This window comes from Pseudomonas mandelii (genome assembly GCF_900106065.1).
GTDB classification, from domain to species: Bacteria; Pseudomonadota; Gammaproteobacteria; order Pseudomonadales; family Pseudomonadaceae; genus Aquipseudomonas; species Aquipseudomonas mandelii.
The window spans coordinates 3,450,304-3,476,367 of sequence record NZ_LT629796.1; the positions used below are offsets into that span (position 1 = coordinate 3,450,304).

At 60.9% G+C, this 26,064-nt stretch carries 21 protein-coding genes; 15 read left to right on the plus strand and 6 right to left on the minus strand.

The features are described from left to right. Positions 1–12: 12 nt before the first annotated feature. Together BLU63_RS15890 and BLU63_RS15895 are read right to left on the minus strand one after the other, a co-directional pair. Positions 13–1,011 (minus strand): class I SAM-dependent methyltransferase, encoded by a 999-nt coding sequence (locus BLU63_RS15890; protein WP_010458199.1) that lies wholly within the window; start codon positions 1,009–1,011, stop codon positions 13–15. 33 nt (positions 1,012–1,044) lie between these two features. Next, entirely contained in the window at positions 1,045–2,010 is a 966-nt protein-coding gene (locus tag BLU63_RS15895; protein WP_083375763.1) for a 2-hydroxyacid dehydrogenase, read from the minus strand. Positions 2,011–2,250: 240 nt separating this feature from the next. Here BLU63_RS15895 and BLU63_RS15900 point away from each other — a divergent pair, with 240 nt between their 5' ends. The 7 genes from BLU63_RS15900 to BLU63_RS15930 all read left to right on the plus strand — a co-directional run bounded on the left by BLU63_RS15900 (position 2,251) and on the right by BLU63_RS15930 (position 12,995). Continuing rightward, the gene (locus tag BLU63_RS15900; protein ID WP_083375764.1) at positions 2,251–2,880 is read left to right on the plus strand and encodes a LysE family translocator; all 630 of its coding nucleotides are present in this window, start codon (positions 2,251–2,253) and stop codon (positions 2,878–2,880) included. A 161-nt stretch (positions 2,881–3,041) separates the two neighbouring features. Continuing rightward, a complete protein-coding gene (locus tag BLU63_RS15905) occupies positions 3,042–4,724 on the plus strand; it encodes a fatty acid--CoA ligase (RefSeq protein WP_083375765.1) in 1,683 nt (560 codons plus the stop codon). A gap of 336 nt (positions 4,725–5,060) precedes the next feature. Beyond that, positions 5,061–6,947: a DUF1302 domain-containing protein gene (locus BLU63_RS15910; protein WP_010458194.1), complete on the plus strand. Its 1,887-nt coding sequence runs from the start codon at positions 5,061–5,063 to the stop codon at positions 6,945–6,947. Positions 6,948–6,975: 28 nt separating this feature from the next. Continuing rightward, the gene (locus BLU63_RS15915) at positions 6,976–8,340 is read left to right on the plus strand and encodes a DUF1329 domain-containing protein (protein ID WP_010458193.1); all 1,365 of its coding nucleotides are present in this window, start codon (positions 6,976–6,978) and stop codon (positions 8,338–8,340) included. Between the two features lie 352 nt (positions 8,341–8,692). Further along, positions 8,693–11,431, plus strand: coding sequence for a LuxR C-terminal-related transcriptional regulator (locus BLU63_RS15920; RefSeq protein ID WP_083375766.1), 2,739 nt, complete (start codon positions 8,693–8,695; stop codon positions 11,429–11,431). Positions 11,432–11,519: 88 nt separating this feature from the next. After that, on the plus strand, positions 11,520–12,161 hold the full coding sequence (locus tag BLU63_RS15925) for an MBL fold metallo-hydrolase (RefSeq protein ID WP_010458191.1): 642 nt from the start codon (positions 11,520–11,522) through the stop codon (positions 12,159–12,161). A gap of 102 nt (positions 12,162–12,263) precedes the next feature. Next, positions 12,264–12,995, plus strand: a complete 732-nt coding sequence (locus tag BLU63_RS15930; protein ID WP_010458190.1) for an OmpA family protein — start codon at positions 12,264–12,266, stop codon at positions 12,993–12,995. Positions 12,996–13,132: 137 nt separating this feature from the next. Here the strand turns inward: BLU63_RS15930 and ehuA are convergent, their stop codons facing one another. From ehuA to ehuB, 4 genes are all read right to left on the minus strand, one after another. Next, entirely contained in the window at positions 13,133–13,927 is a 795-nt protein-coding gene (ehuA, locus tag BLU63_RS15935) for an ectoine/hydroxyectoine ABC transporter ATP-binding protein EhuA (RefSeq protein WP_010458189.1), read from the minus strand. Positions 13,928–14,007: 80 nt separating this feature from the next. Then, the gene (gene ehuD, locus BLU63_RS15940; RefSeq protein ID WP_010458188.1) at positions 14,008–14,664 is read right to left on the minus strand and encodes an ectoine/hydroxyectoine ABC transporter permease subunit EhuD; all 657 of its coding nucleotides are present in this window, start codon (positions 14,662–14,664) and stop codon (positions 14,008–14,010) included. Beyond that, positions 14,661–15,320, minus strand: coding sequence for an ectoine/hydroxyectoine ABC transporter permease subunit EhuC (gene ehuC, locus BLU63_RS15945; protein ID WP_010458187.1), 660 nt, complete (start codon positions 15,318–15,320; stop codon positions 14,661–14,663). The genes ehuD and ehuC overlap by 4 nt, the downstream gene beginning before the upstream one ends. A 69-nt stretch (positions 15,321–15,389) precedes the next feature. Beyond that, the gene (gene ehuB / locus BLU63_RS15950; protein WP_010458186.1) at positions 15,390–16,247 is read right to left on the minus strand and encodes an ectoine/hydroxyectoine ABC transporter substrate-binding protein EhuB; all 858 of its coding nucleotides are present in this window, start codon (positions 16,245–16,247) and stop codon (positions 15,390–15,392) included. A gap of 280 nt (positions 16,248–16,527) precedes the next feature. Here ehuB and ehuR point away from each other — a divergent pair, with 280 nt between their 5' ends. From ehuR to BLU63_RS15990, 8 genes are all read left to right on the plus strand, one after another. Further along, entirely contained in the window at positions 16,528–17,922 is a 1,395-nt protein-coding gene (ehuR, locus tag BLU63_RS15955; protein WP_042932568.1) for a MocR-like ectoine utilization transcription factor EhuR, read from the plus strand. 107 nt (positions 17,923–18,029) lie between these two features. Continuing rightward, positions 18,030–19,001 (plus strand): hydroxyectoine utilization dehydratase EutB, encoded by a 972-nt coding sequence (eutB, locus tag BLU63_RS15960; protein WP_083375767.1) that lies wholly within the window; start codon positions 18,030–18,032, stop codon positions 18,999–19,001. 39 nt (positions 19,002–19,040) lie between these two features. Next, positions 19,041–20,033 carry a cyclodeaminase gene (locus BLU63_RS15965; RefSeq protein WP_083375768.1) on the plus strand — a complete coding sequence of 331 codons (993 nt, stop codon included), beginning with the start codon at positions 19,041–19,043 and terminating at the stop codon, positions 20,031–20,033. A gap of 42 nt (positions 20,034–20,075) precedes the next feature. After that, positions 20,076–21,266, plus strand: a complete 1,191-nt coding sequence (gene doeA, locus BLU63_RS15970) for an ectoine hydrolase DoeA (RefSeq protein ID WP_083375769.1) — start codon at positions 20,076–20,078, stop codon at positions 21,264–21,266. A 3-nt stretch (positions 21,267–21,269) separates the two neighbouring features. Then, positions 21,270–22,271, plus strand: coding sequence for a N(2)-acetyl-L-2,4-diaminobutanoate deacetylase DoeB (gene doeB, locus BLU63_RS15975; protein ID WP_083375770.1), 1,002 nt, complete (start codon positions 21,270–21,272; stop codon positions 22,269–22,271). Between the two features lie 68 nt (positions 22,272–22,339). Beyond that, a complete protein-coding gene (locus BLU63_RS15980; RefSeq protein ID WP_083375771.1) occupies positions 22,340–22,819 on the plus strand; it encodes an Lrp/AsnC family transcriptional regulator in 480 nt (159 codons plus the stop codon). A gap of 246 nt (positions 22,820–23,065) precedes the next feature. Continuing rightward, positions 23,066–24,538 carry an NAD-dependent succinate-semialdehyde dehydrogenase gene (locus tag BLU63_RS15985; RefSeq protein WP_010458172.1) on the plus strand — a complete coding sequence of 491 codons (1,473 nt, stop codon included), beginning with the start codon at positions 23,066–23,068 and terminating at the stop codon, positions 24,536–24,538. 11 nt (positions 24,539–24,549) lie between these two features. Then, positions 24,550–25,935: an aspartate aminotransferase family protein gene (locus tag BLU63_RS15990; RefSeq protein WP_083375772.1), complete on the plus strand. Its 1,386-nt coding sequence runs from the start codon at positions 24,550–24,552 to the stop codon at positions 25,933–25,935. The last annotated feature ends 129 nt before the right edge of the window (positions 25,936–26,064 follow it).

Here is a 26,064-nt window from a genome sequence, read left to right on the forward strand (position 1 = left end):
AGCACTTATTTTTCAGCCTCGTTTGGCCCGATAAATTCTGAAACCCTGTCCTTCGGCCTTGATCGCGCACACGCCCAAGTGCTCTTCGATCAGCGGCTGATACTTCAGGAAGCTGTTCGCAACCAAGCGCAGTTCGCCGCCGTTTTTCAGATGTTTGGCTGCTTTTCGCAGCAAGTTCTCGGTGGCGAAGTAGTCGGTGTGAACGCCGACATGGAACGGTGGATTGCTCAGAATTGCACTTAAACCCATCGGTGCCGCGTCAATGCCGTCACCGGTAATCACGTCCGCTTCCAGGCCATTGGCAGCCAGCGTCATACGGCTGCTGGCGGCAGCGAAGGCGTCCACGTCAAGCAACGTCACCTGATTGTGCGGATAACGACGTTTCACCGCCGCGCCCAGTACACCGGCACCGCAACCGAAGTCGAGCAAGTGGCCGCTCGGCAACTTGTCCAAGTGTTCCAGCAGCAATGCGCTGCCGCGATCCAGCCGGCCGTGGCTGAACACGCCCGGCAGGCTGATGACTTTCAGCGGACCTTCGGCCAGCGGCAGTTCATAGGTCTGGGCCAGGCTTTCCAGCGACTTGGCTTCTGGCGCGTTGGCCACAGTAACCAGCCAGAGCTGGCAATGCCGCGCGCTGTCGAGCTTGCGTGGCTTGCCGAACGGGTTCAGTTGCTTGGCCGCGCCTTCGATGCCGCTGCGTTTTTCACCCACCAGGTACAACTCGCGACCGGCCAGGCGAGAGGCGAGGGCGTTGAGAATGTAATCGGTCAGGTCCTTGGACTTGGGTAAAAACACCACCGCCGTCTCGAACTCACGCTCGGGTGCGGTCACACCAAAATGGCTGCGCTCGGCAAAACGCGCCTCCAGCGCCGCTTGATCACCGGCATGCCAGCACCAGCCATGGGCGTCGGGTAGACGGCCGAGCAAGTCGTCGGCGGGCAAACCGGCCAGCAGCACCGAACCCTGAAATAAGTCGGCCTGACGAAGCAGTACTTCACTGCGCGGATCCATAACTGCTCCTGTGAAAAAAAGTGCCGCAGTCTATCAACTGACGACCCGCAGCGCTTTACCGCTGAAGTATCCCTGCGCGTTTTCGGTCAACTGACCGACGATCCTTTGCCGCGCCTCGCGACTGCCCCAGGCGTTGTGCGGCGTGACGATCAGCCGTGGAATATCGTGGGCCAGCAACGGATTGCCGGCGGTTGGTGGTTCGACGCTCAGCACATCGGTCGCCGCGCCGCCCAGATGACCGTTGCGCAAGGCATCGGCCAGTGCCTGTTCATCGATCAAGCCACCGCGTGCGGTGTTGACCACGAACGCGCCGGGTTTCATCGAGGCCAGTTCGCGGGCACCAATGAAGTGGCGGGTGTGTTCGTTGAGTGGGCAGTGCAGGGTCAGCGCATCGATTTGCGGCAGCAGTTCATCCAGCGGCAAGCGATCCGGCCGGGCAGGACGCCCCGGAATCTGTCCCAGCAACACACGCATGCCGAAGGCTTCGGCCAGCCGTGCGACGGCGCCGCCCAGTTCGCCATGGCCGAGCAGGCCGAGGGTTTTGCCCTCGAGTTCGACAATCGGGTAATCCAGCAGGCAGAACTGTTTCGCTTGCTGCCAGCGGCCTTCACCCACGGCTTTCTGATAGTCCGCCAGGCGCGTGGCCAGGTTGAGCAGCAACATGATCGTGTGCTGCGCCACCGACGGTGTGCCGTAGCCCTGGCAGTTGCAGACCGTGATGTCGTGGGCACGAGCGGCCGCGAGGTCGACGTTGTTGGTGCCGGTAGCGGTGATCAGGATCAGCTTCAGATCAGGGCTGGCGGCGATGGCGTTGGCGTCGATCAGAATCTTGTTGCTGATGGCCACGGTGGCGCCCTTGAGGCGTTCGATCACCTGCTCCGGCGTGGTCTGTGCGAACAGCTGCAAGTCGTCAAAGCAGTCGCGCAACGGGCTGAGATCGAGGTCGCCCAGGTCCAGGGAAGGGTGGTCGAGGAAAACGGCGCGGCGAGAGTTCGTCATCAACTGTACCTTTTGTGCGGTGAACTGAAGGCGTAATCTGCCGAGCCTACCAGATGAAACATATAGTTACGCATTGCAGGCCAGGTGCGAAACCTGTGGGAGCGAGCCTGCTCGCGATGGGGCATTAACATTCAACACCTTTGTTGAATGTCAGATCGCATCGCGAGCAGGCTCGCTCCCACAAGGGTTGGCGTTGACCTGTGAATTTCATTTTGATCGATCTACCCCAAAGGAGCCCCCATGTACTGGACAGAGTTCTTGACCGTTGCCCTGATTCACTTGCTCGCCGTCGCCAGCCCCGGCCCGGATTTCGCCGTGGTGGTGCGTGAAAGCGTGACTCATGGCCGTCGCGCCGGGACCTGGACCGCGCTGGGCGTCGGTACGGCGATTTTCCTGCACGTCGGCTATTCATTGCTCGGCATCGGCCTGATCGTGTCGCAGTCGATCGTGCTGTTCAACGCCTTGAAATGGGCGGCTGCCGCGTATCTGCTGTACATCGGCTACAAGGCCTTGCGCGCGCAACCGGCTAAAGCCGTCACCGACGACTTGCACAAGGAAGCCGGCGAGCGCACACCGCGCGGTGCCTTCACCTCAGGTTTCGTGACCAACGGCCTGAACCCCAAAGCCACGCTGTTCTTTTTGTCGCTGTTCACCGTGGTGATCAACCCGCACACGCCGTTGGCGGTACAGGCAGGCTACGGGCTCTATCTCGCGGCGGCGACGGCCGTGTGGTTCTGCCTGGTGGCGCGGCTGTTCAGCCAGCAGCGCGTGCGCGCCGGTTTTGCGCGGATGGGCCATTGGTTCGACCGGACCATGGGTGTGGTGCTGATCGCCATCGGCGTCAAACTCGCTTTTACCGAGATGCATTGATCGCGCAGCGCCCTGGATAACGAATTCCCGCAAATGCTGGCGCAAAGCTAGCATTTGTACGGCTCTGCAAATCATTCCTTTGGCTGATTTGGCCGGCGTATAAGGGTTCTAGAGTGTTTGCCTCTTGAAGCCAACACCGTGCAGTCAGAAAAGGGATTCTTATGTTGCAGACTCGCGTTATCCCCCCAGCCGAAGGCGCTTACCAGTATCCGTTGCTGATCAAACGGCTGCTGATGTCCGGCGCTCGTTACGAGAAAACCCGCGAGATCATTTACCGCGACCAGTTGCGCTACAGCTATCCGACCCTGATCGAGCGGGTCGCGCGACTGGCCAACGTGCTCACGGCGGCCGGGGTCAAGGCCGGCGATACCGTGGCGGTGATGGACTGGGATAGCCATCGGTATCTGGAATGCATGTTTGCCATCCCGATGATCGGCGCGGTGATTCACACCATCAACGTGCGCCTGTCACCGGAACAGATCCTCTACACCATGAACCACGCCGAGGACCGCTTCGTGCTGGTCAACAGCGAATTCGTCGGGCTGTACCAGGCGATTGCCGGGCACCTGACCACGGTCGAGAAAACCCTGCTTCTGACAGACCTGCCGGAAAAAACCGCCGATTTGCCGAACCTGGTAGGCGAGTACGAGCAGTTGCTGGCGGCCGCGAGCACGCAGTACGACTTCCAGGATTTCGACGAAAACTCGGTCGCGACCACGTTCTACACCACCGGTACCACCGGCAACCCTAAAGGCGTGTACTTCACCCACCGGCAACTGGTGCTGCACACCATGGGCGTGTCGACCATCATGGGCGCCATCGACAGCGTGCGGCTGCTGGGCACCAACGACGTGTACATGCCGATCACGCCGATGTTCCACGTGCATGCCTGGGGCTTGCCGTATGTGGCGACCATGCTCGGGCTCAAGCAGGTTTATCCCGGCCGTTACGACCCGGAGTACCTGGTGGAGCTGTGGCGCAAGGAGAAGGTCACCTTTTCCCACTGCGTGCCGACCATCCTGCAGATGGTCCTCAATTCCAAGGCGGCGCAGAGCACCGATTTCGGCGGCTGGAAAATTGTCATCGGCGGCAGTGCGCTGAACCGTGCACTGTACGAAGCGGCCAAGGCCAAGGGCATTCAGCTGACCGCCGCTTATGGCATGTCGGAAACCGGGCCGTTGGTGTCCTGTGCCCACCTCAACGATGAGCTGATGGCCGGCACCGAAGACGAACGCACCACGTATCGCATCAAGGCCGGCGTGCCGGGGCCACTGGTGGAGGCGGCGATCGTCGACACCGACGGCAACTTCCTGCCCGCCGATGGCGAGACTCAGGGCGAACTGGTGCTGCGTGCGCCGTGGCTCACCGAGGGCTACTTCAACGAACCGCAAAAGGGCGCCGAGCTCTGGGCCGGGGGCTGGCTGCACACCGGCGACGTGGCAACGCTGGACAGCATGGGCGTGATCGACATTCGTGATCGCATCAAAGACGTGATCAAGACCGGCGGCGAGTGGATCTCGTCCCTGGACCTCGAAGATCTGATCAGCCGTCACGTGGCGGTACGCGAAGTAGCAGTGGTAGGCATCGCCGATCCACAGTGGGGCGAGCGCCCGTTTGCGCTGCTGGTGATCCGCGAAGGGCATGAGGTCGGGGCTAAAGAGCTCAAGGAACACCTCAAGCCATTCGTAGAGTTGGGCCACCTGAGCAAGTGGGCGATCCCGAGCCAGATCGCCCTTGTTACTGAAATTCCCAAGACCAGTGTCGGCAAACTCGACAAGAAGCGCATCCGCCTAGACATCACTGAATGGCAGGCCAACAACAGCACCTTCCTCTCGACGCTTTAAGCGCCTTCTGGTGTGCCCGAAAGGGCACGCCAGCCCCACCAAGCAAGCGCTTGGCTTGTGAAATCCGAATTTTCAGCCATCCTTGGCATGCCGACATGTGTCGGACTGGCGAAAGGACTGTTCCAGAGTGGCCGGCAGCTGCAAATCACACTTTAGAGGGATCAAGCTCTACTACCTGCTGGCTATAGTCCGCTCAAGGATTTTTAAGAACGGAGCGCACGCACAAAACGGGGCGATGCAATTTGGAGTGACTTCGGGACGCCTTGGCTCCCCGTCATCCACAACGTTTTTAGAAGTGCTAACTGCCATAACAATAATGCACATGGAGTAGCGTCGATGACATCAGTAAACACGTTCTGGCGCCGGGCGAAATTGCCCCTGGCGGTCAGTCTCGCCTCTTCGCTCGCCGGGCCTGCATTCGGCGTCAGTTTCAACGTTGGTGAAATCGAAGGTCAGTTCGATTCTTCCCTCTCGATCGGTTCCAGCTGGTCTACCGAGAGTGCCAACAAGAACCTCATTGGCGTGAACAACGGTGGCAGCGGCCTGTCCCAGACCTCTGATGACGGTCACCTGAACTTCGAAAGCGGGAAAACCTTCTCGAAGATCTTCAAGGGCATCCATGACCTTGAATTGAAATATGGCGACACTGGCGTTTTCGTCCGTGGCAAATACTGGTACGACTTTGAACTGAAGGACGAAAGCCGTCCGTTCAAGGACATCAGCGACAACAACCGCAAGGAAGGCGCCAAGTCCTCCGGCGGGCAAATCCTCGACGCCTTCGTCTACCACAACTACTCCGTTGCCGATCAGCCGGGTTCCGTGCGTCTGGGCAAGCAGGTAGTGAGCTGGGGTGAAAGTACCTTCATCGGCGGCGGCATCAACTCGATCAACCCGATCGACGTGTCTGCGTTCCGTCGTCCGGGTGCCGAGATCAAGGAAGGCCTGATCCCGGTCAACATGTTCTATGTGTCCCAGAGCCTGACCGAAAACCTGTCGGCAGAAGCCTTCTACCAGTTGGAATGGGACCAGACCGTTGTCGATAACTGCGGCACGTTCTTCTCGCAGCCGGACATCGTTGCCGATGGTTGCACCGACAACCTTCGCGTGCTGAACAAGCGTTCGCAGATTCCAGCCGTGGCGTTGGGTCCATTGGCCGCCAACGGCGTCAATGTCAACGAGGAAGGTGTGCTGGTCCAGCGTGGCGGCGATCGTGATGCTCGCGACAGCGGCCAATGGGGCGCGTCCCTCAAGTACATGTTCGAGCCGCTGGACACCGAGTTCGGTGCCTACTTCATGAACTACCACAGCCGTGCGCCGATCTTCAGCGCCACGGGTGCGCCGCAGTCGGTCTATAACACCGCGGCTTCTCTGCCAGGACCGTTCGCCGCACTCGCGCCGCTGCTGGTGGCAGGTAACTCGAAATACTTCATCGAATACCCTGAAGACATTCGCCTCTACGGCCTGAGCTTCTCTACCACCCTGCCTACCGGTACGGCGTGGAGCGGTGAACTGAGCTACCGTCCGAACGCACCGGTGCAGCTCAACTCCACCGACATTCTGTTCGCCGGTGTACGACCTCTGGGCGGTGCTCTGGGTAACGCTTCGCTGCTCTCTGCCGGCCCGGGTCAAGACCTGCACGGCTATCGTCGTAAAGAAATCACCCAATTCCAGACCACCCTGACGCACTTCTTTGACCAGGTCATGGGCGCAAGCCGTCTGACCCTGGTGGGCGAAGTGGGCGTGACTCACGTCGGCGGCCTGGAAAGCACTTCCGACCTCCGTTATGGCCGCGATCCGGTCTACGGTCCGGGTGCATTGCCAGCCACTGGCGGGGCGAATACGTGTGTGGCCCTCAACACCAGCACCATCAACGGTGCCGGCCCAGGCACTCCAACCAACAACCGCAGCCGCAACTGCAACAGTGACGGCTTCACCACGTCGACTTCGTGGGGCTACCGTGGTCGCGCCATCTGGGAATACAACGACGTGTTCGCCGGTGTGAACCTCAAGCCGAACGTGGCCTGGTCCCACGACGTGGATGGTTACTCGCCTGGCCCTGGCGGCAACTTCGAAGAAGGTCGCAAAGCCGTGAGCCTGGGCGTCGACGCCGAGTACCAGAACACCTACACCGCGAGCCTGGCCTACACCAACTTCTTTGATGGCAAGTACACCACCGTCGATGACCGCGACTTCGTTGCGCTCAGCTTCGGCGTGAACTTCTAAGCACTGTTTTTTCAGGACGAACACACATATGAAAATAACAAAGAGTCTGTTCCACGCTGGAGTTCTGGGGCTTTCGCTGCTGGCGACCAGCGTCATGGCGGCAGTGCCTGCTGCCGAAGCGGACAAACTGGGCAAGAGCCTGACGCCGATGGGCGCCGAGATGGCGGGCAACGCTGACGGTTCGATCCCGGCCTGGAAACCGATGGCGAAAAACGCCGGCACCGTCGACGGCAAAGGCTTCCTGTCTGACCCGTTCGCCAGTGAAAAACCGCTGTTCACCATCACTGCGCAGAACGTCGACCAATACAAAGACAAGCTCGCTCCGGGCCAGTACGCGATGTTCAAGCGCTACCCGGAAACCTTCAAAATGCCGGTTTACCCGTCCCATCGTGGCGCGACCGTGCCGGATGCCGTGTTCGCCTCCATCAAGAAAAACGCCACCAACACCAACCTCGTGTCTGGCGGCAACGGCCTGGAAAACTTCGAAACCGCCGTACCGTTCCCGATTCCAAAGACCGGCGTTGAAGTCATCTGGAACCACATCACCCGTTATCGCGGAGGCAGCGTGACCCGCCTGGTGACCCAGGCGACGCCGCAACCTAACGGTTCGTACAGCCTGGTGTACTTCCAGGATCAGTTCGTGTTCCGCGACAAGATGAAGGACTACGATCCGGCGAATCCGGGCAACATCCTGTTCTACTTCAAGCAGAAAGTGACCGCGCCGGCACGTCTGGCCGGTGGTGTGCTGCTGGTGCACGAAACCCTCGATCAGGTTAAAGAGCCACGTTCGGCGTGGGTCTACAACGCCGGTCAACGTCGCGTGCGTCGTGCGCCACAAGTGTCCTATGACGGGCCGGGTACTGCGGCTGACGGCCTGCGGACCTCCGACAACCTGGACATGTACAACGGTGCGCCGGATCGCTACGACTGGAAACTCGAAGGCAAGAAAGAGATGTACATTGCCTCCGACAGCTACAAGCTCGATTCGCCGCAACTGAAGTACGACGACATCATCAAGGCCGGTCACATCAACCAGGACCTGGCTCGCTACGAGCTGCGCCGGGTCTGGCATGTGGTGGCTACCTTGAAGGAAGGTCAGCGTCACATCTACGCCAAGCGCGACTTCTACATCGACGAAGACACCTGGCAAGCCGCGGTGATCGACCACTACGACGGCCGTAATCAACTGTGGCGAGTGGCGGAAGCTCACGCCGAGAACTACTACGACAAGCAAGTGCCGTGGTACGCCCTGGAAACCTTGTACGACCTGCAATCGGGCCGTTACCTGGCACTGGGCATGAAGAACGAAGAGAAGTCGGCGTATGACTTCGGCTTCACCGCGACCACCAGCGATTTCACCCCCGCTGCGCTGCGTCAGGACGGGGTTCGTTAACCTGCACTGAACAGAGGCCGCATCCTCGAAAAACGCCCCGACTGGTTCGGGGCGTTTTTTTTTTGCCCGGATTTCTCACTGTGAATCTTCAGTGTCGATGACGGCCTATCGCGAGCAAGCTCACTCCCACAGGTAACGCGCTCTTCCATGAGAACGCCGTCAACTGTGGAAGCGAGCCTGCTCGCGATGGACGCGACACGGGCTGTCAGGAAAACGCCATCTCAAGCCCCGCAACTTCTGCTTGTATTCTTTTTGTAGCCATTTGTAGCAATAACCTTCATTCCCTCTTCGTTTACCGATAGTCTGCGGACATCTGCAACGCCGCCACCCGCAATTCAAACAAGAGCCGGCCATGACTGATCTGTCCCCACTCCCGGGCCCTGCAAGCGTTGCCGTCGCGGCACTGGACGGGCGCTTTTTTCGGCCCCCGTTGCCCGACGGCCATGTGCTGCGGCCTCGCCTGTGCGAGCGCCTGAGTGCTGGCCTCGGTGGCAGGCTGTTGCTGGTCAGTGCACCCGCCGGGTTTGGCAAGAGCTCACTGGCGGTGGAGTTCTGCCAGGGGCTGCCGGCCCATTGGCACAGTCTGTGGTTGGGGTTGAGTCCTCGAGACAGCGATCCGGGGCGTTTCCTAGAGCGGTTGCTCGAAGGTCTTCAGGATTACTTTCCGAAGCTCGGCAGCCAGGCCCTGGGTCTGTTGAAAATGCGCCAGCGCCATCAGCCCTTCGCCTTCGAAGAATGGCTGGACGGGTTGCTCGATGAACTGGCCATCCACCTTTCGCCGATGACACCTTTGCTGCTGGTGCTGGATGACTATCACCTGGCGCAGGGTCCTGTGCTGGATCGTTGTTTGCAGTTTTTCCTCAATCATTTGCCCGATGGCTTGCTGGTCATGGTGACCAGCCGACAGCGTCCGGACTGGCATCTGGCGCGTTTGCGCTTGTCGCGGCAATTGCTTGAGTTGCATGAGCAGGACCTACGACTGACCCACGATGAAGCCCTCACGTTGCTCGATCGGCACAGCAGTTCATTGCGTGGCGAGGCACTGGAAAACCTGATCCAGCGCAGTGAAGGCTGGGTCGCCGGCCTGCGTTTCTGGTTGCTGGCGGCGTCCGAAGCCGGTACCGACGGTGCGTTGCCGCAGTCGTTGCACGGCGGAGAAGGGCTGATTCGCGATTACCTGCTCGAAGAAGTCATCGATTGCCTGCCCGCCGAAGTGCAGTCGTTCCTGTACGACACCGCGCCTCAGGAACGTTTTTGCAGCGAGCTCTGCGACGCGGTCCGCGAGGCCCATGACAGTGCCGAAATCCTGCGTTTCCTTCAGGCGCACCAAGTGTTTCTGGTGCCGCTGGACGAGCACGGTCACTGGTATCGCTATCACCATTTGTTTTCCGACCTGCTGCGTACCCGGCCCGCCGCCCAGTCAATCGTGCCGGCCGCCAGCCTGCATCTGCGCGCCTGTCGCTGGTTCAATGCGCAGGGGTTGCTCGACGAAGCGGTGGAGCAGGCACTGCGCGCCGGACACCTGGACGTTGCAGCGAACCTGGTGCAAAACCTCTCTGAAGAACAACTGCTCGCCGAACAGAATGTCGGCATGCTGCTGCGCTGGAAGATGGACTTGCCCGACAGCCTGCTGATCAGCACGCCGCGCCTGATTGTGCTCTACAGCTGGGCGTTGGGACTGGCCTGTCAGCTGGACGCTGCCGAGGAGCTGGCGGCGCACTTGAGTCGTTTCCTGCCAGCCCCGTCGGCCACTGCGCAGAAGTCCATGCTGGCGCAATGGTTGGCCCTGAGTGGCATCATCGCCCGGGGGCGCGGCAATCGCGCGCTCACGCAACTTTACTGCACCGAAGCGCTGGATAGTCTGCCGGCCAAGCGCTACGGGCAACGGCTGATGTGTCTGTCGACGCTGTCCAACCTGGCGATCGCCGACGGCGACCTATGGCGTGCACGCAGCTTGAACCGCGAATCGCTGGAATTGGCGCAACGGGTCGGCAACCCACTGTTCGAAGCGCTGGCCCATTACGACCGCGCACGTGTGCTGCAAGCGCGCGGGGAAATCCTGCGCTCGTTGCAGGAGGTCCGTCAGGGGCTGCAACGCCTGCAAGGGTTATCCCCGCAACGGCTTTACGCCGTGCGTGCACGCCTGACCTTGTACGAGGGCTTTTTGCTGGCCGTGCGCTTGCAGCCGCAAGCCGCGCGGGTGCGTCTACAAGCCGGTTTGAATGAAGCCCGAGCCTGTCGCGATATCAGCGTGTTGATCGGCCACTGCGTGATCGCCCGGCTCGAGGGCAGCAGCGGCGAGTTCGCCAAAGCCTTCGCCGAACTCGCCGAAGCCGAACGCCTGATGCACATCTGGGACGTGCCGCCGATCTACTACCTGGCGATGATTACCCTGGTCAAATGCGAGCTCTGGCTGGCCCAGGGCCGTACCGATCTGGCCGAAGCCTGGCTGGCGCGATTGGGACAGACCTACAACGGCGAGCACGCGGCAGCGCCGCCGGAATTCCATCCACAGCTGCCGCTGCATATCGAATTGCAGCAAGCCTTGCTGGAAGTGATCCAGGGGCAGCCGATGCTGGCCGAGGGGCGTTTGAACGCGCTGCTTGAGCATGGGCAGAAATCGGGACGGCAAATGCTCAGCGTGATGGCGCTGACGCAGAAAATCACCCTGTTGCTTTCGGTCGGGCGTGAGCCCGAGGCGCGCAAGGCGTTTGCCCAGGCACTGGAAGCGGCAGCTGGTGGCGTCCTGCAACCGTTCGACCGATTGCTGGCCGAACACCCGGACTGGCTGCGCGGGCAACTGCAACTATGCGCTCCTACAGTCGTTTCGCAGGAACTGACCGAAAAACTACCAGCCATGGCCGCTCGCCCCACACTGGAAGTATCCCCCGCAACAGAACAGCTCAGCGCGCGTGAACTGGCCGTCCTGCGCCTGATCGCCCAAGGGTGCTCGAACCAGGAAATCAGCGATCAGCTGTTCATCTCGCTGCACACGGTCAAGACCCACGCCAGTCACATCAACAGCAAACTTGGGGTTGAGCGAAGGACGCAGGCGGTGGCGCGGGCTAAAGAGTTAAGGGTGCTGGAGTAGCGCATTTTCAAGATCTACCGGGTCCGCTAAATGACGGAATACGGTTTTGTGCCAAAATTGCCCATCCCTGTTTTCCGAGCATGCCCCGATGTCCCAGCAGCCCACCCTGATCCGCGAAACCTTCCCTGTCGGCCCTTTGCAGTGCAACTGCACGATCATCGGCGACCCGATCACCAAAAAAGCCATCGTCGTCGACCCGGGCGGCAACCACGAACTGATCCTCGCGCGCCTCGATGCCTTGGGCCTGAAGGTGGTGAGCATCATCCACACCCATGCGCACCTGGATCACTTTCTGGCCTCCGGTCAGCTCAAGGAGAAAACCGGCGCGACCCTGCACCTGCACAAAGAAGATCAGTTCCTCTGGGACAATCTGGAGATGCAATGCCAGATGTTCGGTGTGCCTTACACGCCGGTGCCGTCGCCGGATCGCTGGTTGGCCGATGATGAAGAGCTGGCTTGCGGTTGCGGCGTGGCGTTGCATACGCCGGGTCATACCCCGGGTTCCATGAGCTTTTGGTTTTCCGAGGCCAAGCTGCTGATTGCCGGTGACACGTTGTTTCGTCGCGGGGTAGGGCGTACGGATTTGTGGGGCGGCGATCAAGCGACCATCGTGCGGTCGATCAAGCAGCGACTCTATACGCTCGACGAAGAAGCAACGGTCGTGACCGGGCATGGTCCGGACACGCGCTTGGGCGATGAAATGCGCGAGAACCCGTTTGTGCGGGCTTGAAGGCAATCGACGGAATTTTCGTCGGCCAAAACGATCCAACACCCGCAAAGGTCCATTGCCTTTGTACGTTGCACCCCAGAATGCAAAAAGTAGGAGCTCTTCATGTTCACCAAGCAGCGTTTGATTATTGTCGCTACGGCTGTGGCCTTGCTGTCTGGCTGCGCCTCACCTAACCCTTATGACAACCAGGGCCAGGCTGACAGTGGCTCCACGGGCATGAGCAAAACCGCTAAATACGGTGGCCTCGGCGCTCTGGCTGGCGCCTTGGCTGGTGCCGCCATCGGTCATGATAACCGGGGCAAGGGCGCGCTGATTGGCGCTGCCGTCGTGGGTGCTTCCGCTGCCGGTTACGGTTACTACGCTGACCAGCAAGAGAAAAAGCTGCGGGCCAGCATGGCCAACACCGGTGTCGAGGTGCAGCGTCAGGGTGACCAGATCAAACTGATCATGCCGGGCAACATCACGTTTGCCACCGATTCGGCAAATATCGCCTCCAGCTTCTATCAGCCGCTGAACAATCTGGCCGGCTCGCTGAAGGAGTTCAGCCAGAACCAGATCGAAATCGTCGGCTACACCGATAGCACCGGCAGCCGCCAGCACAACATGGACCTGTCGCAACGTCGTGCGCAGAGCGTGGCGACCTACCTGACCTCGCAAGGTGTCAGCGGCGCCAACCTGTCGGCGCGCGGTGCCGGGCCGGATAACCCGATTGCCAGCAACGGCGACGTCAATGGCCGGGCGCAGAACCGCCGCGTTGAAGTCAACCTGAAGGCGATTCCGGGTCAGCAGTACGGTGGTCAGCAACAGCCAGGTACGGTTCAGCAATACCCGTAACATCTGCGCAATAAAAAACTGTGGGAGCGAGCCTGCTCGCGAAGGCGGCGTGTCAGACAACAATCAGGTTGGGCTGACACGCCGCCTTTCGCGAGCAGGCTCGCTCCCACATTTGGTTTTGGCCTGTCGCGACTTTCCTAGTTGGCTTCTTTTACCGCGCTGAGAAACGCGCAAGTACGTTCCTGTTGCGGGTGCTCGAAGATCTGCTGCGGCGTGCCTTGTTCATGGATCTGGCCCTTGTAGAAGAAGCACACGCGATCAGCGAACTCCCGGGCAAACCCCATCTGGTGTGTGACCATCAGCATGGTCAGGTTGTGCTCGGCACCGAGTTTGCGGATCACGTTGAGCACTTCGCCGCACAATTCCGGGTCGAGCGCCGAGGTGACTTCGTCAAACAGCATGACCTTGGGCCGCATCGCCAATGCCCGGGCAATCGCGACCCGTTGTTGCTGCCCGCCCGACAGTTGCGAAGGGTAGTGCCCCAGTTTGCTGCCCAGCCCGACCAGTTCCAGCAAATCTGCCGCCCGTTCCCGCGCTTCGGCCGGTTTCATGCCGAGCACCTGCACCGGCGCTTCGATGACGTTTTGCAGCGCCGTCATGTGCGGGAACAGGTTGAAGCTCTGGAACACCATGCCGATCTTGCCGCGAACGCGACGGATATGCCGATCATTGGCCGGTACCAGCACGCCATTGCGGTTAGGCATGTGGGTCAGCAGGTCATCCTCGATGCGGATCAGTCCGTCATCGATGCCCTCAAGCGTCATCAACACCCGCAGCAGCGTGGATTTGCCGGAGCCACTGGGGCCGATGATCGCGACTTTCTCCCCTGGCGTAACGTCCAGGTTCAGGTGGTCGAGTACGGTGAAATTGCCGTAACTCTTGGTGACGTCCTGGAAGCTGACAATCGGCTTGACCGGATTGGGTTCATGCATGGCCGTGGCCTCCTGCGGATGCAGCGGTGACGGATGGCTGCGCCGGGAAAGGTCGGTAGGTGTCGAGAGTGGAGAAGTCATTAGCGTAGCTCCAGGCGCACTTCAAGGCGCCGTACCAGATAAGCCAAGGCGATGCTCAGGGCGAGGAAAAACAGACCGACCATGGTGATCGGCTCCAGGTAGCGGAAGTTCTCGGAGCCGATGTTTTTGGCCTGTTGCATGATTTCCACCACGGTAATCGCCGACAGCACCGGTGTGTCCTTGAGCATCGCCACCAGGTAGTTGCCCAATGGCGGCAGGATCGGCCGCAGGGCCTGGGGCAAGATGATGTTGCGGTAGGCGCTATAGGGCGCGATGTTCAGCGCCGTGACCGCTTCCCATTGCGCTCGCGGCACGGCGTCGAGGCCACCGCGATACACCTCGGCGATGTAGCAGGCGTAATGCAGGCCGATGCCGAGAATCCCGACTTGCATGGCCGTCATGCTGACGCCGTAATTGGGCAGCACGTAGTAGAGGAAATACACCTGGATCAGCAGCGGCGTGCTGCGGATGAACTCGATCACCCCGGTCGCCGGCCACGACAACCAGACTCTGCGGCTGCGTCGGCCAATCGCCAGGAACAGCCCCAGGACAATGGCGATCAGGAAACCGATCAGGGTAATCCCCACGGTGTTGAGCGAAGCGCGCAGCAAATCGGGGAGGATTTGCCAGGCGTAGGTCCAGTCGAACAGTGTCATGACAGACCTCCACGCATCCGCCCGCGAGCCAGACGCCGCTCTATCTGGCGCATGCCGATATTGATGGCTTGCGCCAGGACGAAGTAGATCACCAGCGCCAGGCTGAAGATTTCCAGGGTCTGGAAGGTTGCCTGATCGAGTTGCCGGGCACGAAAGCTCAGGTCCGACAACGTGATCAGCGACACCAGCGAGGTGTTTTTCAGCAATTCGATCAGCAGGTTGGTGCCGGGTGGGATGGCCGCAAGTAAGGCCTGCGGCAGGATGATCCGCCGAAAGCGTTTGTAGCCGCTGAAGTTCAGCGCCGTGGACGCTTCGTACTGACCTTTGGCGACCGAGCTGATCGCGCCGCGCATCACCTCGGCGCCGTAAGCGCCGATGTGCAGGCCGAGGCCGACAATGGCCACGCTGTAGGGGCTCAGCTCAATATTGAACGGCGGCAACGGCAGCACAAAAAACAGCCAGAACAATTGCACCAGCAACGACGTGCCGCGGAACACTTCAATGTAAGCAATCGAAAACCAGCGCAGTGCCCGCCATGGCGACATGCGCCCGAGTGCCGCCAGAATGGCGGCGACAATCGCCAGCAGCGAGCCGAAGAATGTCACCTGGAGGGTTACCCAGGCGCCTTGTATCAACAGCGGAAGTAATTCACCCATGATTCAACCTGGCCATCCGGAGTAAGCAGGGGAAATAGGCATCGCGCCGTGGCGCCATGCCTGTTTCGACTATTGAGCGCAGAGCTCGGCAGCCGTTTTGCTTGTCACGTTGGATTTGTCGAAGCCGAAAGGGGCGACCGCCTTGAGGTGCTCTTCGGAGCCCAGCCACTTTTTCATCTCGGCGTTGACCGCATCACGCAGGTCCTTGTCTTCCGGGCGGAAAGCGAGGGCGCCGTAGCCGATGTGCGACGGATCGTCCTTGAACTCAGTGACGGCTTCGACTTTCTCGCCGCCCTTGGCGGCCAGGCCTTTCATGGTCAGTTGCGTGCCCACTGCCGCGTCGGCACGGCCGGCGCGCACGGCTTGCAGCTGCGCGGTGGTGTCCGGCACCTGAAGGATTTGCGCATCCTTCACGCCGGAGTCACGCGCATAGGCCAGGTTCACCGTGCCGGCCATGATCGCCAGCTTCACATCAGGGTTCTTGGCGATGTCTTCATAGCTGTGCAGGTTCTTCGGGTTGCCTTTGGCCGTGAGCAGGGCGTCCGGCAGCTGGTACTGCGGATCAGTAAACAGCACCTGCTTGCAACGAGCCGGGGTGATGTACATGCCGGCGGCAATCACGTCGAATCGCCCCGCGCGCAGTCCCGGGATCAAGGAGCCCCATTCGGTCAACACGCCGTCGACTTTCTTGATGCCCATCTTCTCGAAGATCGCTTTGGCGATTTCCGGCGATTCGCCGGTAACCTTGCCGTCGGTTTCGGTATAGGCGAAAGGGGTTTCGTTGGCGTAACCGATGCGAATGCTGCTGTTCTGTTTGACGGTTTCCAGCGTATTGGCGGCGTGGGCGCTGGCGGCCAGGCCGAACAAGGCACACGCCACGAACAGACGACGCAAAACATGGGGGGTGCGGGTGGGGAAATTGCTCATCGATAAAATCTCCTGTTTCTTGTGGACCCGTCTGTGACGGCTCTGTGGTAGGAGGCAGTGTGACAAGAGCAAAACGTATAAGGACTGATCCATGACGCGTGACGCAGTTCCGATACAGGTCGATTGGTTTTGTTGTAGGGGCTTGAAACGTGCCCGGGCATCGACCTTGAACCGAGCATACAAAAGCCTCAGGCATCGTGGCATTGCACTAGGACAATTGCTTTGCATGTATTCTCGCGGGATGCTGTGCGCACTGGCACCTACGCGGGTTTTAGCGCCGATGGATAAGTGGAAAGCAGCATTGGACGTCGCCCGTAGCGGTGAGTCCAAATACAAGATCCTGGTGCAGGCCATCGCCGACGACATCGAGCAAGGCGTGTTGGCCAACGATCAGCGCCTGCCGCCGCAACGGCACGTCGCCGATGCGATGGGCATCAGCGTGCAGACGGTCACCAACGCCTATAAGGAGCTGGAGCGCCAGGGCCTGGTGCGTTGCGAAGTCGGGCGCGGCAGCTTTGTGTCGCGACGCATGAGCGATCGGGTCGCCACCTATATTCTCGACAGCCCCGAGCGGGCCCTGGTGGATTTTTCCATCACCCGGATCATGCACACCCGTGAGCATGACCAGTTCTGGCGCGAGACCTGCCGCGAACTCAGCACCGAAGAGGATCAGCCGTGGATTCATGCATTTCGTCCGATTGCCGGGTTCGAATCGCACCGGGAAGCGGCCATGCACTGGATCGGGCGACAAGGGTTACGGGTCGAGCGTGACGACATCCTGATCACCAACGGCGCGGCCCACGGCATCTTTCTCGCGCTGGCTTCCTTGGCCGGCCCGGACGATGTGGTGCTGTGCGAGGGCGTCACCGACCACGGTGTGATCGGCAATTCCCAGGTGCTGGGGTTTACCCTCAAAGGCCTGGAGATGGACCGTTACGGCATTGACCCCGAGCATTTTGAAGACATGTGCAGTAACGAGCGCATCACCGCGCTGGTCTGTACACCGAACCTGAACAACCCCACCACCAGCCTGATGCCGGATAGCCGCCGGCGTGAAATCGCCGAGATCGCCCGGCGCTTCGGGGTGCACATCATTGAAGACGATGTGTACGGCCCGTTGCTCGATGAGCGACGCGCGCCGCCGATCAGTCATTACCTGCCGGAGCTGTCATTCTATTGCACCAGCATGACCAAGTCGGTGCTCACCGGTTTGCGCATCGGTTATCTGGTCGTGCCCAAGCGGCTGGCGCTGCGCACCGAGAGTATCTTGCGGGTCAACAGCTGGATGGCCACGCCCATGGTGTCCGAGATCGCGGCGCGCTGGATTCGTGATGGTCGCGCCGACACCCTGGTGGGCCTGCAGCGCAAACTCCTGGCGGGCCGCCAGGCGCTGGTCACTGAGTATCTGGACGAATACCTGATCGCCCAGCACCCCTATGCCTTGAACGCCTGGATCGGAATTCCGCCCCATTGGGAAATCGACAGCCTGGTCCGGGCATTGCGCCACAAACACATTGCCGTCACTTCACCTGACCCGTTCACCGTGCGCGGCACGCCTCGGCCGCGAGCGGTGCGGGTCTGTGTGGGCGCCGAATGCAGTGATGAAGAAATGCGTGTTGCGCTGATCGGCATGCGCGAGATCTTCGGCCAGTACCCGCAGATCCATGACTTTTGAGCGAGAAAAAGTTCGCGAAAAGTTTGTCGGCTAAATTGCCCTAGTACATTCATCGCGACAATCCAGCCCTCTTAGACTGCGCCCAACACCTCGGTTGGGATGCGGTCATGTCAGCACTGCAATTGAACGATATTTACCTCGCTCGCCAGCGGATCGAATCGTTGGTTCGGCGAACGCCCATGGAGTATTCACCCAGCCTCTCGCAGCGCTTGGGTGTGGCGGTGTTTCTCAAGCTCGAATCCCTGCAACTGACCGGCAGCTTCAAGTTGCGTGGCGCCAGCAATGCCGTGGCGCAGCTTGATGTCGAGCAAAAGGCCCGTGGCGTGGTGGCCGCCTCGACCGGCAATCACGGTCGGGCGCTGGCGTATGCCGCGTCCCGGCAAGGTGTGAGGGCGACCATTTGCCTGTCGCGCCTGGTGCCGGCGAACAAGGTGCAGGCCATTCGGGATCTGGGGGCCGAGGTGTGCATCGTCGGTCACTCTCAGGACGATGCCCAGCGCGAAGCCGAACGGATTGCCAGCGAGCAGGGCGCGACATTGCTGCCGCCCTTCGACCACCCGGCGATCATCGCGGGGCAAGGCACCCTCGGGCTGGAAATCCTCGAGCAGCAGCCAGAGGTGGCGCAAGTGCTGGTGCCGTTATCCGGCGGCGGTCTGTTTGCCGGCGTGGTACTGGCGATCAAAAGCGCCAATCCACACATCGTCACTCACGGCATCAGCATGCAGCGCGGCGCGGCAATGCACGCCAGCCTTGAAGCCGGGCATCCGGTCGAAGTCGAAGAGTTGCCGACCCTGGCCGATTCGCTCGGCGGCGGCATCGGTCTGGACAATCGTTACACCTTCAACATGACCCGCAACCTGTGCGACCACCTGCATTTGCTCAGCGAAGCCTCTATCGCCAATGCCATCCGCCATGCCTACCGCGAAGAGCGTCTGGTGCTCGAAGGCGCGGCGGCGGTCGGCATTGCCGCGTTGCTCGACGGCTTGATTGAGCCGCGCGGGCCGATCGTGGTGGTGGTCAGCGGCCGTAACGTCGATGTCGATCAGCATTTACGCGTGCTCGCCGGAGCCGATGCGTGAACCCCACAACAATAACCATCCGATTGGAGCGCTGCGTTGATGAGTGACATTACTTTATTGAGCGAAGCGGATTTGCGCGCCTGTGTGGCGCTGGATTTGCCGAGTATCGAAGCCATCGAGCAAGCCTTTGTGCTGCTGGCCACGGCCGCCGTGGCAATGCCGCCGATCCTGCGTCTGGACATCCCGGAGCACAACGGCGAAGTGGACGTGAAGACCGCGTATCTGCCGGGTCTGGAGCGTTTTGCGATCAAGGTCAGTCCGGGCTTTTTCGATAACCCGGCACTCGGCCTGCCGAGCCTCAACGGCATGATGATGCTGTTGTCGGCGCGCACCGGTTTGCTGGAGGCCTTGTTGCTGGATAACGGTTACCTGACGGCCGTGCGCACTGCGGCGGCGGGTGCGGTGGCGGCGCGGGCCCTGTCGCGGCCCGACAGTCGCAACGTTGCGCTGATCGGGGCCGGCGAGCAGGCCGCGCTGCAGTTGCAGGCCTTGCGCCTGGTGCGTCCGATTGAATCGGTGCGCGTCTGGGCGCGTGACAGCGCCAAGGCAAACAGCTTCAGTGCAGAACTGGCGCGCAGCAGCGGTCTGGCGGTGACGCCTTGCGCGAGTATCGAAGAGGCCATGGCCGACGCGGACATTGCGATCACTTGCACGCCCAGTCGTGAACCCTTGATTGAAGCGCGCCATTTGCATCCCGGCCTGCACATCACTGCCATGGGCTCCGACGCCGAACACAAAAACGAAATTTCGCCCCGGGCGTTGGCGCAGGCCGACCTCTACGTGGCTGATCGCTTGAGCCAGACCCGCCTCCTCGGTGAATTGCATCACGCCTTGGCGGCCGGCGTCATGGCCGATGAATCGCGCCTGGTCGAGTTGGGTCAGGTGCTGGCCGGGCAACGTCCCGGCCGCACCGATGCGGCACAGATCACCGTGTGTGACCTCACCGGTACCGGCGCTCAAGACACCGCCATCGCCAATCTGGCCTTCGAGCGTGCGCGCTCGGCCGGCAAGGGTTTCCAGTTCGGCAGCTAAGCCGTTTTTTCATCCGTGCGTCATTTATCAGAGGGCATGTGCATGTCTCAGATAGTCGTCAATCTCCCGTTCGAACGGGAGGAATACGCCCAGCGTCTGGCCAGGGTTCGAGCGGCCATGCAGGTTCAGGGCATCGAGTTGCTGCTGGTCACTGATCCATCGAACATGGCCTGGCTGACCGGCTATGACGGTTGGTCGTTTTACGTCCATCAATGTGTGTTGCTGGCGCTCGACGGCGAGCCGGTCTGGTTCGGGCGCGGGCAAGATGCCAACGGCGCCAAGCGCACCGTGTTCATGCAGCATGAAAACATCATCGGGTACCCGGACATTTATGTGCAGTCCCGGGAACGCCATCCAATGGATTACCTGTCGCGCGAAGTCATCAGCGCTCGCGGCTGGGACGCGCTGACCATTGGCGTGGAAATGGACAACTATTACTTCAGCGCCGCCGCCTATCTGTCGCTGAAGAAACACCTGCCAAAGGCCACGCTGATCGACGCGGTCGGGCTGGTGAACTGGCAGCGGGCGATCAAGTCGCCCCAGGAAATCGCCTACATGCGCATCGCCGCGCGCATCGTTGAAAACATGCACGCGCGGATCCTTGAACGCATTGAGCCGGGCATGCGCAAAAACGAACTGGTGGCCGAGATCTACAGCAGCGGCATTCTCGGCGCCGACGGTCATGGCGGTGATTACCCGGCCATCGTGCCGCTGTTGCCGACCGGCGCCGATGCCAGCGCGCCGCACCTGACCTGGGACGACACGCCATTCGAAAAGGGCGCCGGCACGTTCTTCGAAATTGCCGGTTGCTACAAGCGATATCACTGCCCGTTGTCGCGCACCATTTACCTGGGCAAACCGCCGCAGCATTTCCTCGACGGCGAAAAAGCCGTGGTCGAAGGCATCGCCGCCGGGCTCGAAGCGGCCAAGCCAGGGAACACCACGGGTGACATTGCCGTCGCGTTTTTCAAAGTGCTGGAGAAGTTCGGCATCCACAAGGACAGCCGTTGCGGTTATCCGATCGGGATCAGTTATCCGCCGGATTGGGGCGAGCGCACCATGAGCTTGCGTCCCGGCGACACCAGCGTGTTGCAACCGGGCATGACCTTCCACTTCATGCCGGGCCTGTGGATGGACGATTGGGGGCTGGAAATCACCGAGAGCATTTTGATCACCGAGACCGGTGTCGAAACGTTATGCAACGTGCCACGCCAACTGTTCGTGAAGGATTGAGCCATGAGCGAATTGCCTGATAACCCGATCAGCGCCACGGTGGATTTCGCCCGCGAAGGCGTGCAGCACGGGTTTCTCAAACTTCCGTATTCGCGGGACGACTCGGCCTGGGGCGCGGTGATGATTCCGCTGACGGTGATTCAGCGTGGTCAGGGACCGACGGCGCTGCTGACCGGCGGTAACCACGGCGACGAATACGAAGGCCCGGTTGCGCTGAGCAAACTGGCGCAGGGGTTGACGGCTGGTGAAGTGAGCGGGCGGGTGATCATCGTCCCGTTCATGAATACCCCGGCGTTCCACGCCGGACGGCGCACGTCGCCCATCGACAAGGGCAACCTGAATCGCAGTTTTCCCGGCAAGCCGGACGGCACGGTGACCGAGAAAATCGCCGATTACTTCAACCGGACCTTGTTGCCTTTGGCCGATATCGTGCTGGACATTCATTCCGGCGGCCGCACCCTGGATTTCCTGCCGTTCGCCGCGAGTCATGTGCTGCCCGATAAACACCAGCAAGCCCGATGCGAAGCCGGCATGCGCGCGTTCAATGCCCCCTACAGCATGCGCATGCTGGAGCTGGATGCGGGGGCGATGTACGACACAGCCGCCGAGCGACAGGGCAAAGTTTTCGTCACCACCGAACTGGGTGGCGGTGGTTCGTCCAGCGCACGCAGTGTGGCGATCGCCGAGCGCGGGGTGCGCAATCTGCTGGTGCATGCCGGGATTCTCGAAGGCGAGGTCCAGACCGCTGCGTCGATCATGCTCGACATGCCGGATGCTGATTGCTTCATTGCCAGCGAACATGACGGCTTGCTGGAAATGTGTCGCGATCTGGGTGACAACGTGAGCAAGGGCGAGGTGATTGCCCGGGTTTATGACGCCACCCGCAGCGGTGTTGCCCCGGTGGAATATCGTGCGGCCCGCAGCGGTTTACTGGCGGCGCGGCATTTCCCCGGGTTGGTGCAGTGCGGTGACACCGTGGCAGTCATCGCCGAAGTATTGGCGTAACACAATCCTTGTGGGAGCGGTCACGTCAGCTCCCACAAGGTCCCAATGGCACAGGAGTTCCTCGGCCCATGCACAAGCTTGATCGCTACGACCTGAAAATCCTGCGAATCCTTGCCGAAGACGGGCGGATCACCAAGTCGAGCCTGGCCGACGCGATCAATCTATCGGTGACCCCGGCCTGGGAGCGCGTGCGCAAACTGGAAGCGCTTGGGTTGATCAAGGGCTACCGGGCGCAGATTGACTGGAACGCGGTATTCAAAAGTCAGCAGGTCCTGGTCGAAATCACCCTGGCCCGACACACCGCACAGGATATGCGCCGGTTCGAGCAACGCATGTGCGAGGCGGCTGAAGTGGCGTTCTGTTACGCCACCGGTGGCGGGGTGGATTACATGGCGATGATCCAGGCGCCGGACATCGATCACTACCAGCGGTTTATCGACCAGCTGCTGCTCGACGATCTGGGCATCGAGCGTTACTTCACCTACATCGTGACCAAGACCATCAAGACCGCCGGCGCCTTGCCAGCGGAGCTGGCACAAGAGCCCTGAACACGACAGATCCGTGTGGGAGAGGGCTTGCTCACGTTGACTGACACGCCGCTTTCGCGAGCTGGCTCGCTCCCACATGACTGCTTGTCTGACTGAAAGAACAGTGTTCGTTAAGGGTCACCGCAAAATCTTCGGTTTTGCGCTGTTCAATCAGAAAAAACCGCCTGCCAAGCCCCGCCAAACACCCAATAACCCGAGCCGAGCTGCCCTAGCATGGTTCCACGCACACGGTTTGGAGTAACCGCCATGACATACAAACATCCGCTGCTGTTCAAGGCACTGTGTTACGTCGATGGGCATTGGGTCCACAGCGACAGTGGTCACAGTGTCGCCGTGCATAACCCTGCCGACCTGAAATTGATCGGCCACGTGCCGATGCTCGATCAGCCGCAGATTGTCGCGGCTGTCGATGCCGCGCACCGGGCTTTTGCCGGCTGGCGCGAACAAAGCCTCGATGCGCGTGGGACGATTTTGCGGCGCTGGGCGGCGTTGATCCTTGAGCATCAGGAAGACCTGGCGCGCATCCTCAGTCAGGAACAAGGCAAGCCGCTGGCCGAGTCTCGTGGGGAAATCGCTTACGCCGCGAGTTTCATTCCCTGGTTCGCCGAGGAAGCACGGCGTCTTTATGGGCAAAACATTCCCAGCCACATTCCTGGTGCACATCTGGGCACTCTCAAGGAGCCGGTCGGCGTCTGTGCACTGCTGACACCGTGGAATTTCCCGTCGGCCATGATCACCCGCAAAGCGGCCGCCGCCCTGGCCGCTGGCTGCACCGTGGTGATCAAACCGGCCCATGAAACGCCTTTTTCAGCATTGGCGCTGGCGCAACTGGCGGAGGAGGCGGGCTTCCCGGCGGGCGTGTTCAACGTGGTGCTGGGCGAGCCGCAGATGACCATGCAAACCCTGGTGCAGGACAGCCGCGTGCGTTCGGTCAGCTTCACCGGCTCGACCCGCGTCGGCAAGTTGGTGCTGCAAGCGGCAGCGCAGGACGTGAAGAAAGTCTCGCTGGAACTGGGCGGCAATGCGCCGTTCATCGTCTGCGCCGATGCCGATCTGGCGCTGGCGGTGAAAGTCGCCGTAGAAGCCAAATTCCAGACCTCGGGTCAGGATTGCTGCGCGGCCAACCGGATCATGGTGCAGCGCTCGATTTACCCGGAATTCCTCCAGCGCTTTGCCGCTGCGGTTCGCGAGCTGCGGGTCGGTCCGGCCCTGGTGGGCGATCAAGAACAACCTGTCGACATCGGCCCGTTGATGCACCGGGCCGCTTTCGAGGTGACGGCCGAGCGTGTGGCTGACGCCCTTCAACTCGGTGCACAACGCTTGGTCGGCGGCGAGGCTCACGCCCTGGGGGGATTGTTCTACCAGCCGACGGTGCTCGCGGATGTCACCCCGCAGATGCGCATCTACCGCGAAGAGAATTTCGCGCCGATTGCGGGGGTGATGCCTTTTGACACCCTTGAGCACGCCATCGAAATGGCCAACGACACCGAATACGGTTTGGCCGCCTACATTTGCTCCAATCGCCTGGACCTGATCTACCCGCTGATTCGCCGACTCGACCACGCCATGGTCGCGGTCAACGGCGTCAAGTTTACCGGCCATCCAATTCCGTTCGGTGGCATGAAAGCCTCGGGTCTGGGCCGCGAAGGCGGCACCGAGGGCTTCGAAGCCTTTGTCGAAACCAAATACTTTTGCCTGCACCATCAAGGCCAGTTCTAAGGAGACATGTCATGAACCAAGAACTCGATACCCTGTTCGAACAAGACCGCGCGCACTTCATGCATCCCTCGACCCACGCCCATGACCACGCCAGCGGCGCGCTCAAGGGACGCATCATCAAGAGTGCGTCGGGCATTCGCATCCGCGACCACGAGGGCCGCGACTTCATCGATGCCTTCGCCGGCCTGTACTGCGTGAACATCGGCTACGGCCGTACCGAAGTCGCCGATGCGATCTACAAGCAGGCCAAGGAGCTGGCGTATTACCACACCTATGTGGGGCATTCGACCGAGGCGATCATCGAATTGTCCAGCCGCATCATGGACTGGGCGCCGCAGGGCATGAAAAAGGTCTATTACGGTCTGTCCGGGTCTGACGCCAACGAAACCCAGATCAAACTGGTGCGTTACTACAACAACGTATTGGGTCGCCCGCAGAAGAAGAAAATCATCTCCCGCGATCGCGGTTATCACGGCTCGGGCATCATGACCGGCAGCCTCACCGGCCTGCCGACTTTTCATCAGCACTTCGACCTGCCGGCCGAAGGCGTCAAACACACCGTTTGCCCGCACTGGTATCGCAAGGCGCCGGCCGGCATGGATGAAGCGGCGTTCGTGCGCTATTGCGCCGACGAACTGGAGAAAATGATCCTCGCCGAAGGGCCGGACACCGTGGCCGCGTTCATCGGCGAGCCGTTGATGGGCACCGGCGGCATCATCGTTCCTCCGGCGGGTTATTGGGCGGCGATTCAAGCGGTGCTCAACAAATACGACGTATTGCTGATCGCCGATGAAGTGGTGTGCGCGTTCGGTCGGCTGGGTTCGAAGATGGGCAGCCAGCGTTACGGCATGCAGCCGGACTTGATCACCACCGCCAAGGGGCTGACGAGCGCCTATGCACCATTGTCGGCAGTGATCGTCGGCGAAAAAGTATGGGACGTAATCGAAAAAGCCTCTGAATCACAAGGTGCGATGGGCCATGGCTGGACGTACTCCGGTCACCCGATCTGCGCCGCCGCGGCTTTGGCCAACCTCGATATTCTGGAGCGGGAAAACCTCACCGCCAACGCCGAGAAAGTAGGCAGCTACCTGAACCGCCGGTTGCGCGAAACCCTGGAAGGCCATCCGCTGGTGGGTGAGGTGCGCGGTGACGGCATGCTTGCCGCCGTCGAGTTCATGGCCGATCGCGAGCAGCGCACGCCGTTCGACGCCGCCTTGAAGGTCGGCCCGAAAGTTTCGGCGGCCTGTCTCGAGCGCGGCATGATTGCCCGGGCGATGCCTCACGGCGACATTCTCGGCTTTGCGCCGCCGTTGATTTTGACCGAGGAAGAAGCCGACCTGATCGTCGACATCACCAAGGGCGCGGTGGATCAGGTGGCCAGCGAAGTGCTTGGCTGATCCCCAGCCTGGTTGAACAGGGCCCGTCCGATTCTCAGATCGGGCGGGCTTTTTTGCGTCGCCTGTTCAGGCCCGCGAAGAGGTCAGGACAGGCACCAAAAATCCTCGATCAGAAACAAAAAAACCTCG

Excerpts from the sequence above, each read along its gene's own strand:
- BLU63_RS15890 (WP_010458199.1), bottom strand. The coding sequence starts at position 1,011 with ATGGATCCGCGCAGTGAAGTACTGCTTCGTCAGGCCGACTTATTTCAG.
- BLU63_RS15895 (WP_083375763.1), bottom strand. The coding sequence starts at position 2,010 with ATGACGAACTCTCGCCGCGCCGTTTTCCTCGACCACCCTTCCCTGGAC.
- BLU63_RS15900 (WP_083375764.1), top strand. The coding sequence starts at position 2,251 with ATGTACTGGACAGAGTTCTTGACCGTTGCCCTGATTCACTTGCTCGCC.
- BLU63_RS15905 (WP_083375765.1), top strand. The coding sequence starts at position 3,042 with ATGTTGCAGACTCGCGTTATCCCCCCAGCCGAAGGCGCTTACCAGTAT.
- BLU63_RS15910 (WP_010458194.1), top strand. The coding sequence starts at position 5,061 with ATGACATCAGTAAACACGTTCTGGCGCCGGGCGAAATTGCCCCTGGCG.
- BLU63_RS15915 (WP_010458193.1), top strand. The coding sequence starts at position 6,976 with ATGAAAATAACAAAGAGTCTGTTCCACGCTGGAGTTCTGGGGCTTTCG.
- BLU63_RS15920 (WP_083375766.1), top strand. The coding sequence starts at position 8,693 with ATGACTGATCTGTCCCCACTCCCGGGCCCTGCAAGCGTTGCCGTCGCG.
- BLU63_RS15925 (WP_010458191.1), top strand. The coding sequence starts at position 11,520 with ATGTCCCAGCAGCCCACCCTGATCCGCGAAACCTTCCCTGTCGGCCCT.
- BLU63_RS15930 (WP_010458190.1), top strand. The coding sequence starts at position 12,264 with ATGTTCACCAAGCAGCGTTTGATTATTGTCGCTACGGCTGTGGCCTTG.
- ehuA (WP_010458189.1), bottom strand. The coding sequence starts at position 13,927 with ATGCATGAACCCAATCCGGTCAAGCCGATTGTCAGCTTCCAGGACGTC.
- ehuD (WP_010458188.1), bottom strand. The coding sequence starts at position 14,664 with ATGACACTGTTCGACTGGACCTACGCCTGGCAAATCCTCCCCGATTTG.
- ehuC (WP_010458187.1), bottom strand. The coding sequence starts at position 15,320 with ATGGGTGAATTACTTCCGCTGTTGATACAAGGCGCCTGGGTAACCCTC.
- ehuB (WP_010458186.1), bottom strand. The coding sequence starts at position 16,247 with ATGAGCAATTTCCCCACCCGCACCCCCCATGTTTTGCGTCGTCTGTTC.
- ehuR (WP_042932568.1), top strand. The coding sequence starts at position 16,528 with ATGGATAAGTGGAAAGCAGCATTGGACGTCGCCCGTAGCGGTGAGTCC.
- eutB (WP_083375767.1), top strand. The coding sequence starts at position 18,030 with ATGTCAGCACTGCAATTGAACGATATTTACCTCGCTCGCCAGCGGATC.
- BLU63_RS15965 (WP_083375768.1), top strand. The coding sequence starts at position 19,041 with ATGAGTGACATTACTTTATTGAGCGAAGCGGATTTGCGCGCCTGTGTG.
- doeA (WP_083375769.1), top strand. The coding sequence starts at position 20,076 with ATGTCTCAGATAGTCGTCAATCTCCCGTTCGAACGGGAGGAATACGCC.
- doeB (WP_083375770.1), top strand. The coding sequence starts at position 21,270 with ATGAGCGAATTGCCTGATAACCCGATCAGCGCCACGGTGGATTTCGCC.
- BLU63_RS15980 (WP_083375771.1), top strand. The coding sequence starts at position 22,340 with ATGCACAAGCTTGATCGCTACGACCTGAAAATCCTGCGAATCCTTGCC.
- BLU63_RS15985 (WP_010458172.1), top strand. The coding sequence starts at position 23,066 with ATGACATACAAACATCCGCTGCTGTTCAAGGCACTGTGTTACGTCGAT.
- BLU63_RS15990 (WP_083375772.1), top strand. The coding sequence starts at position 24,550 with ATGAACCAAGAACTCGATACCCTGTTCGAACAAGACCGCGCGCACTTC.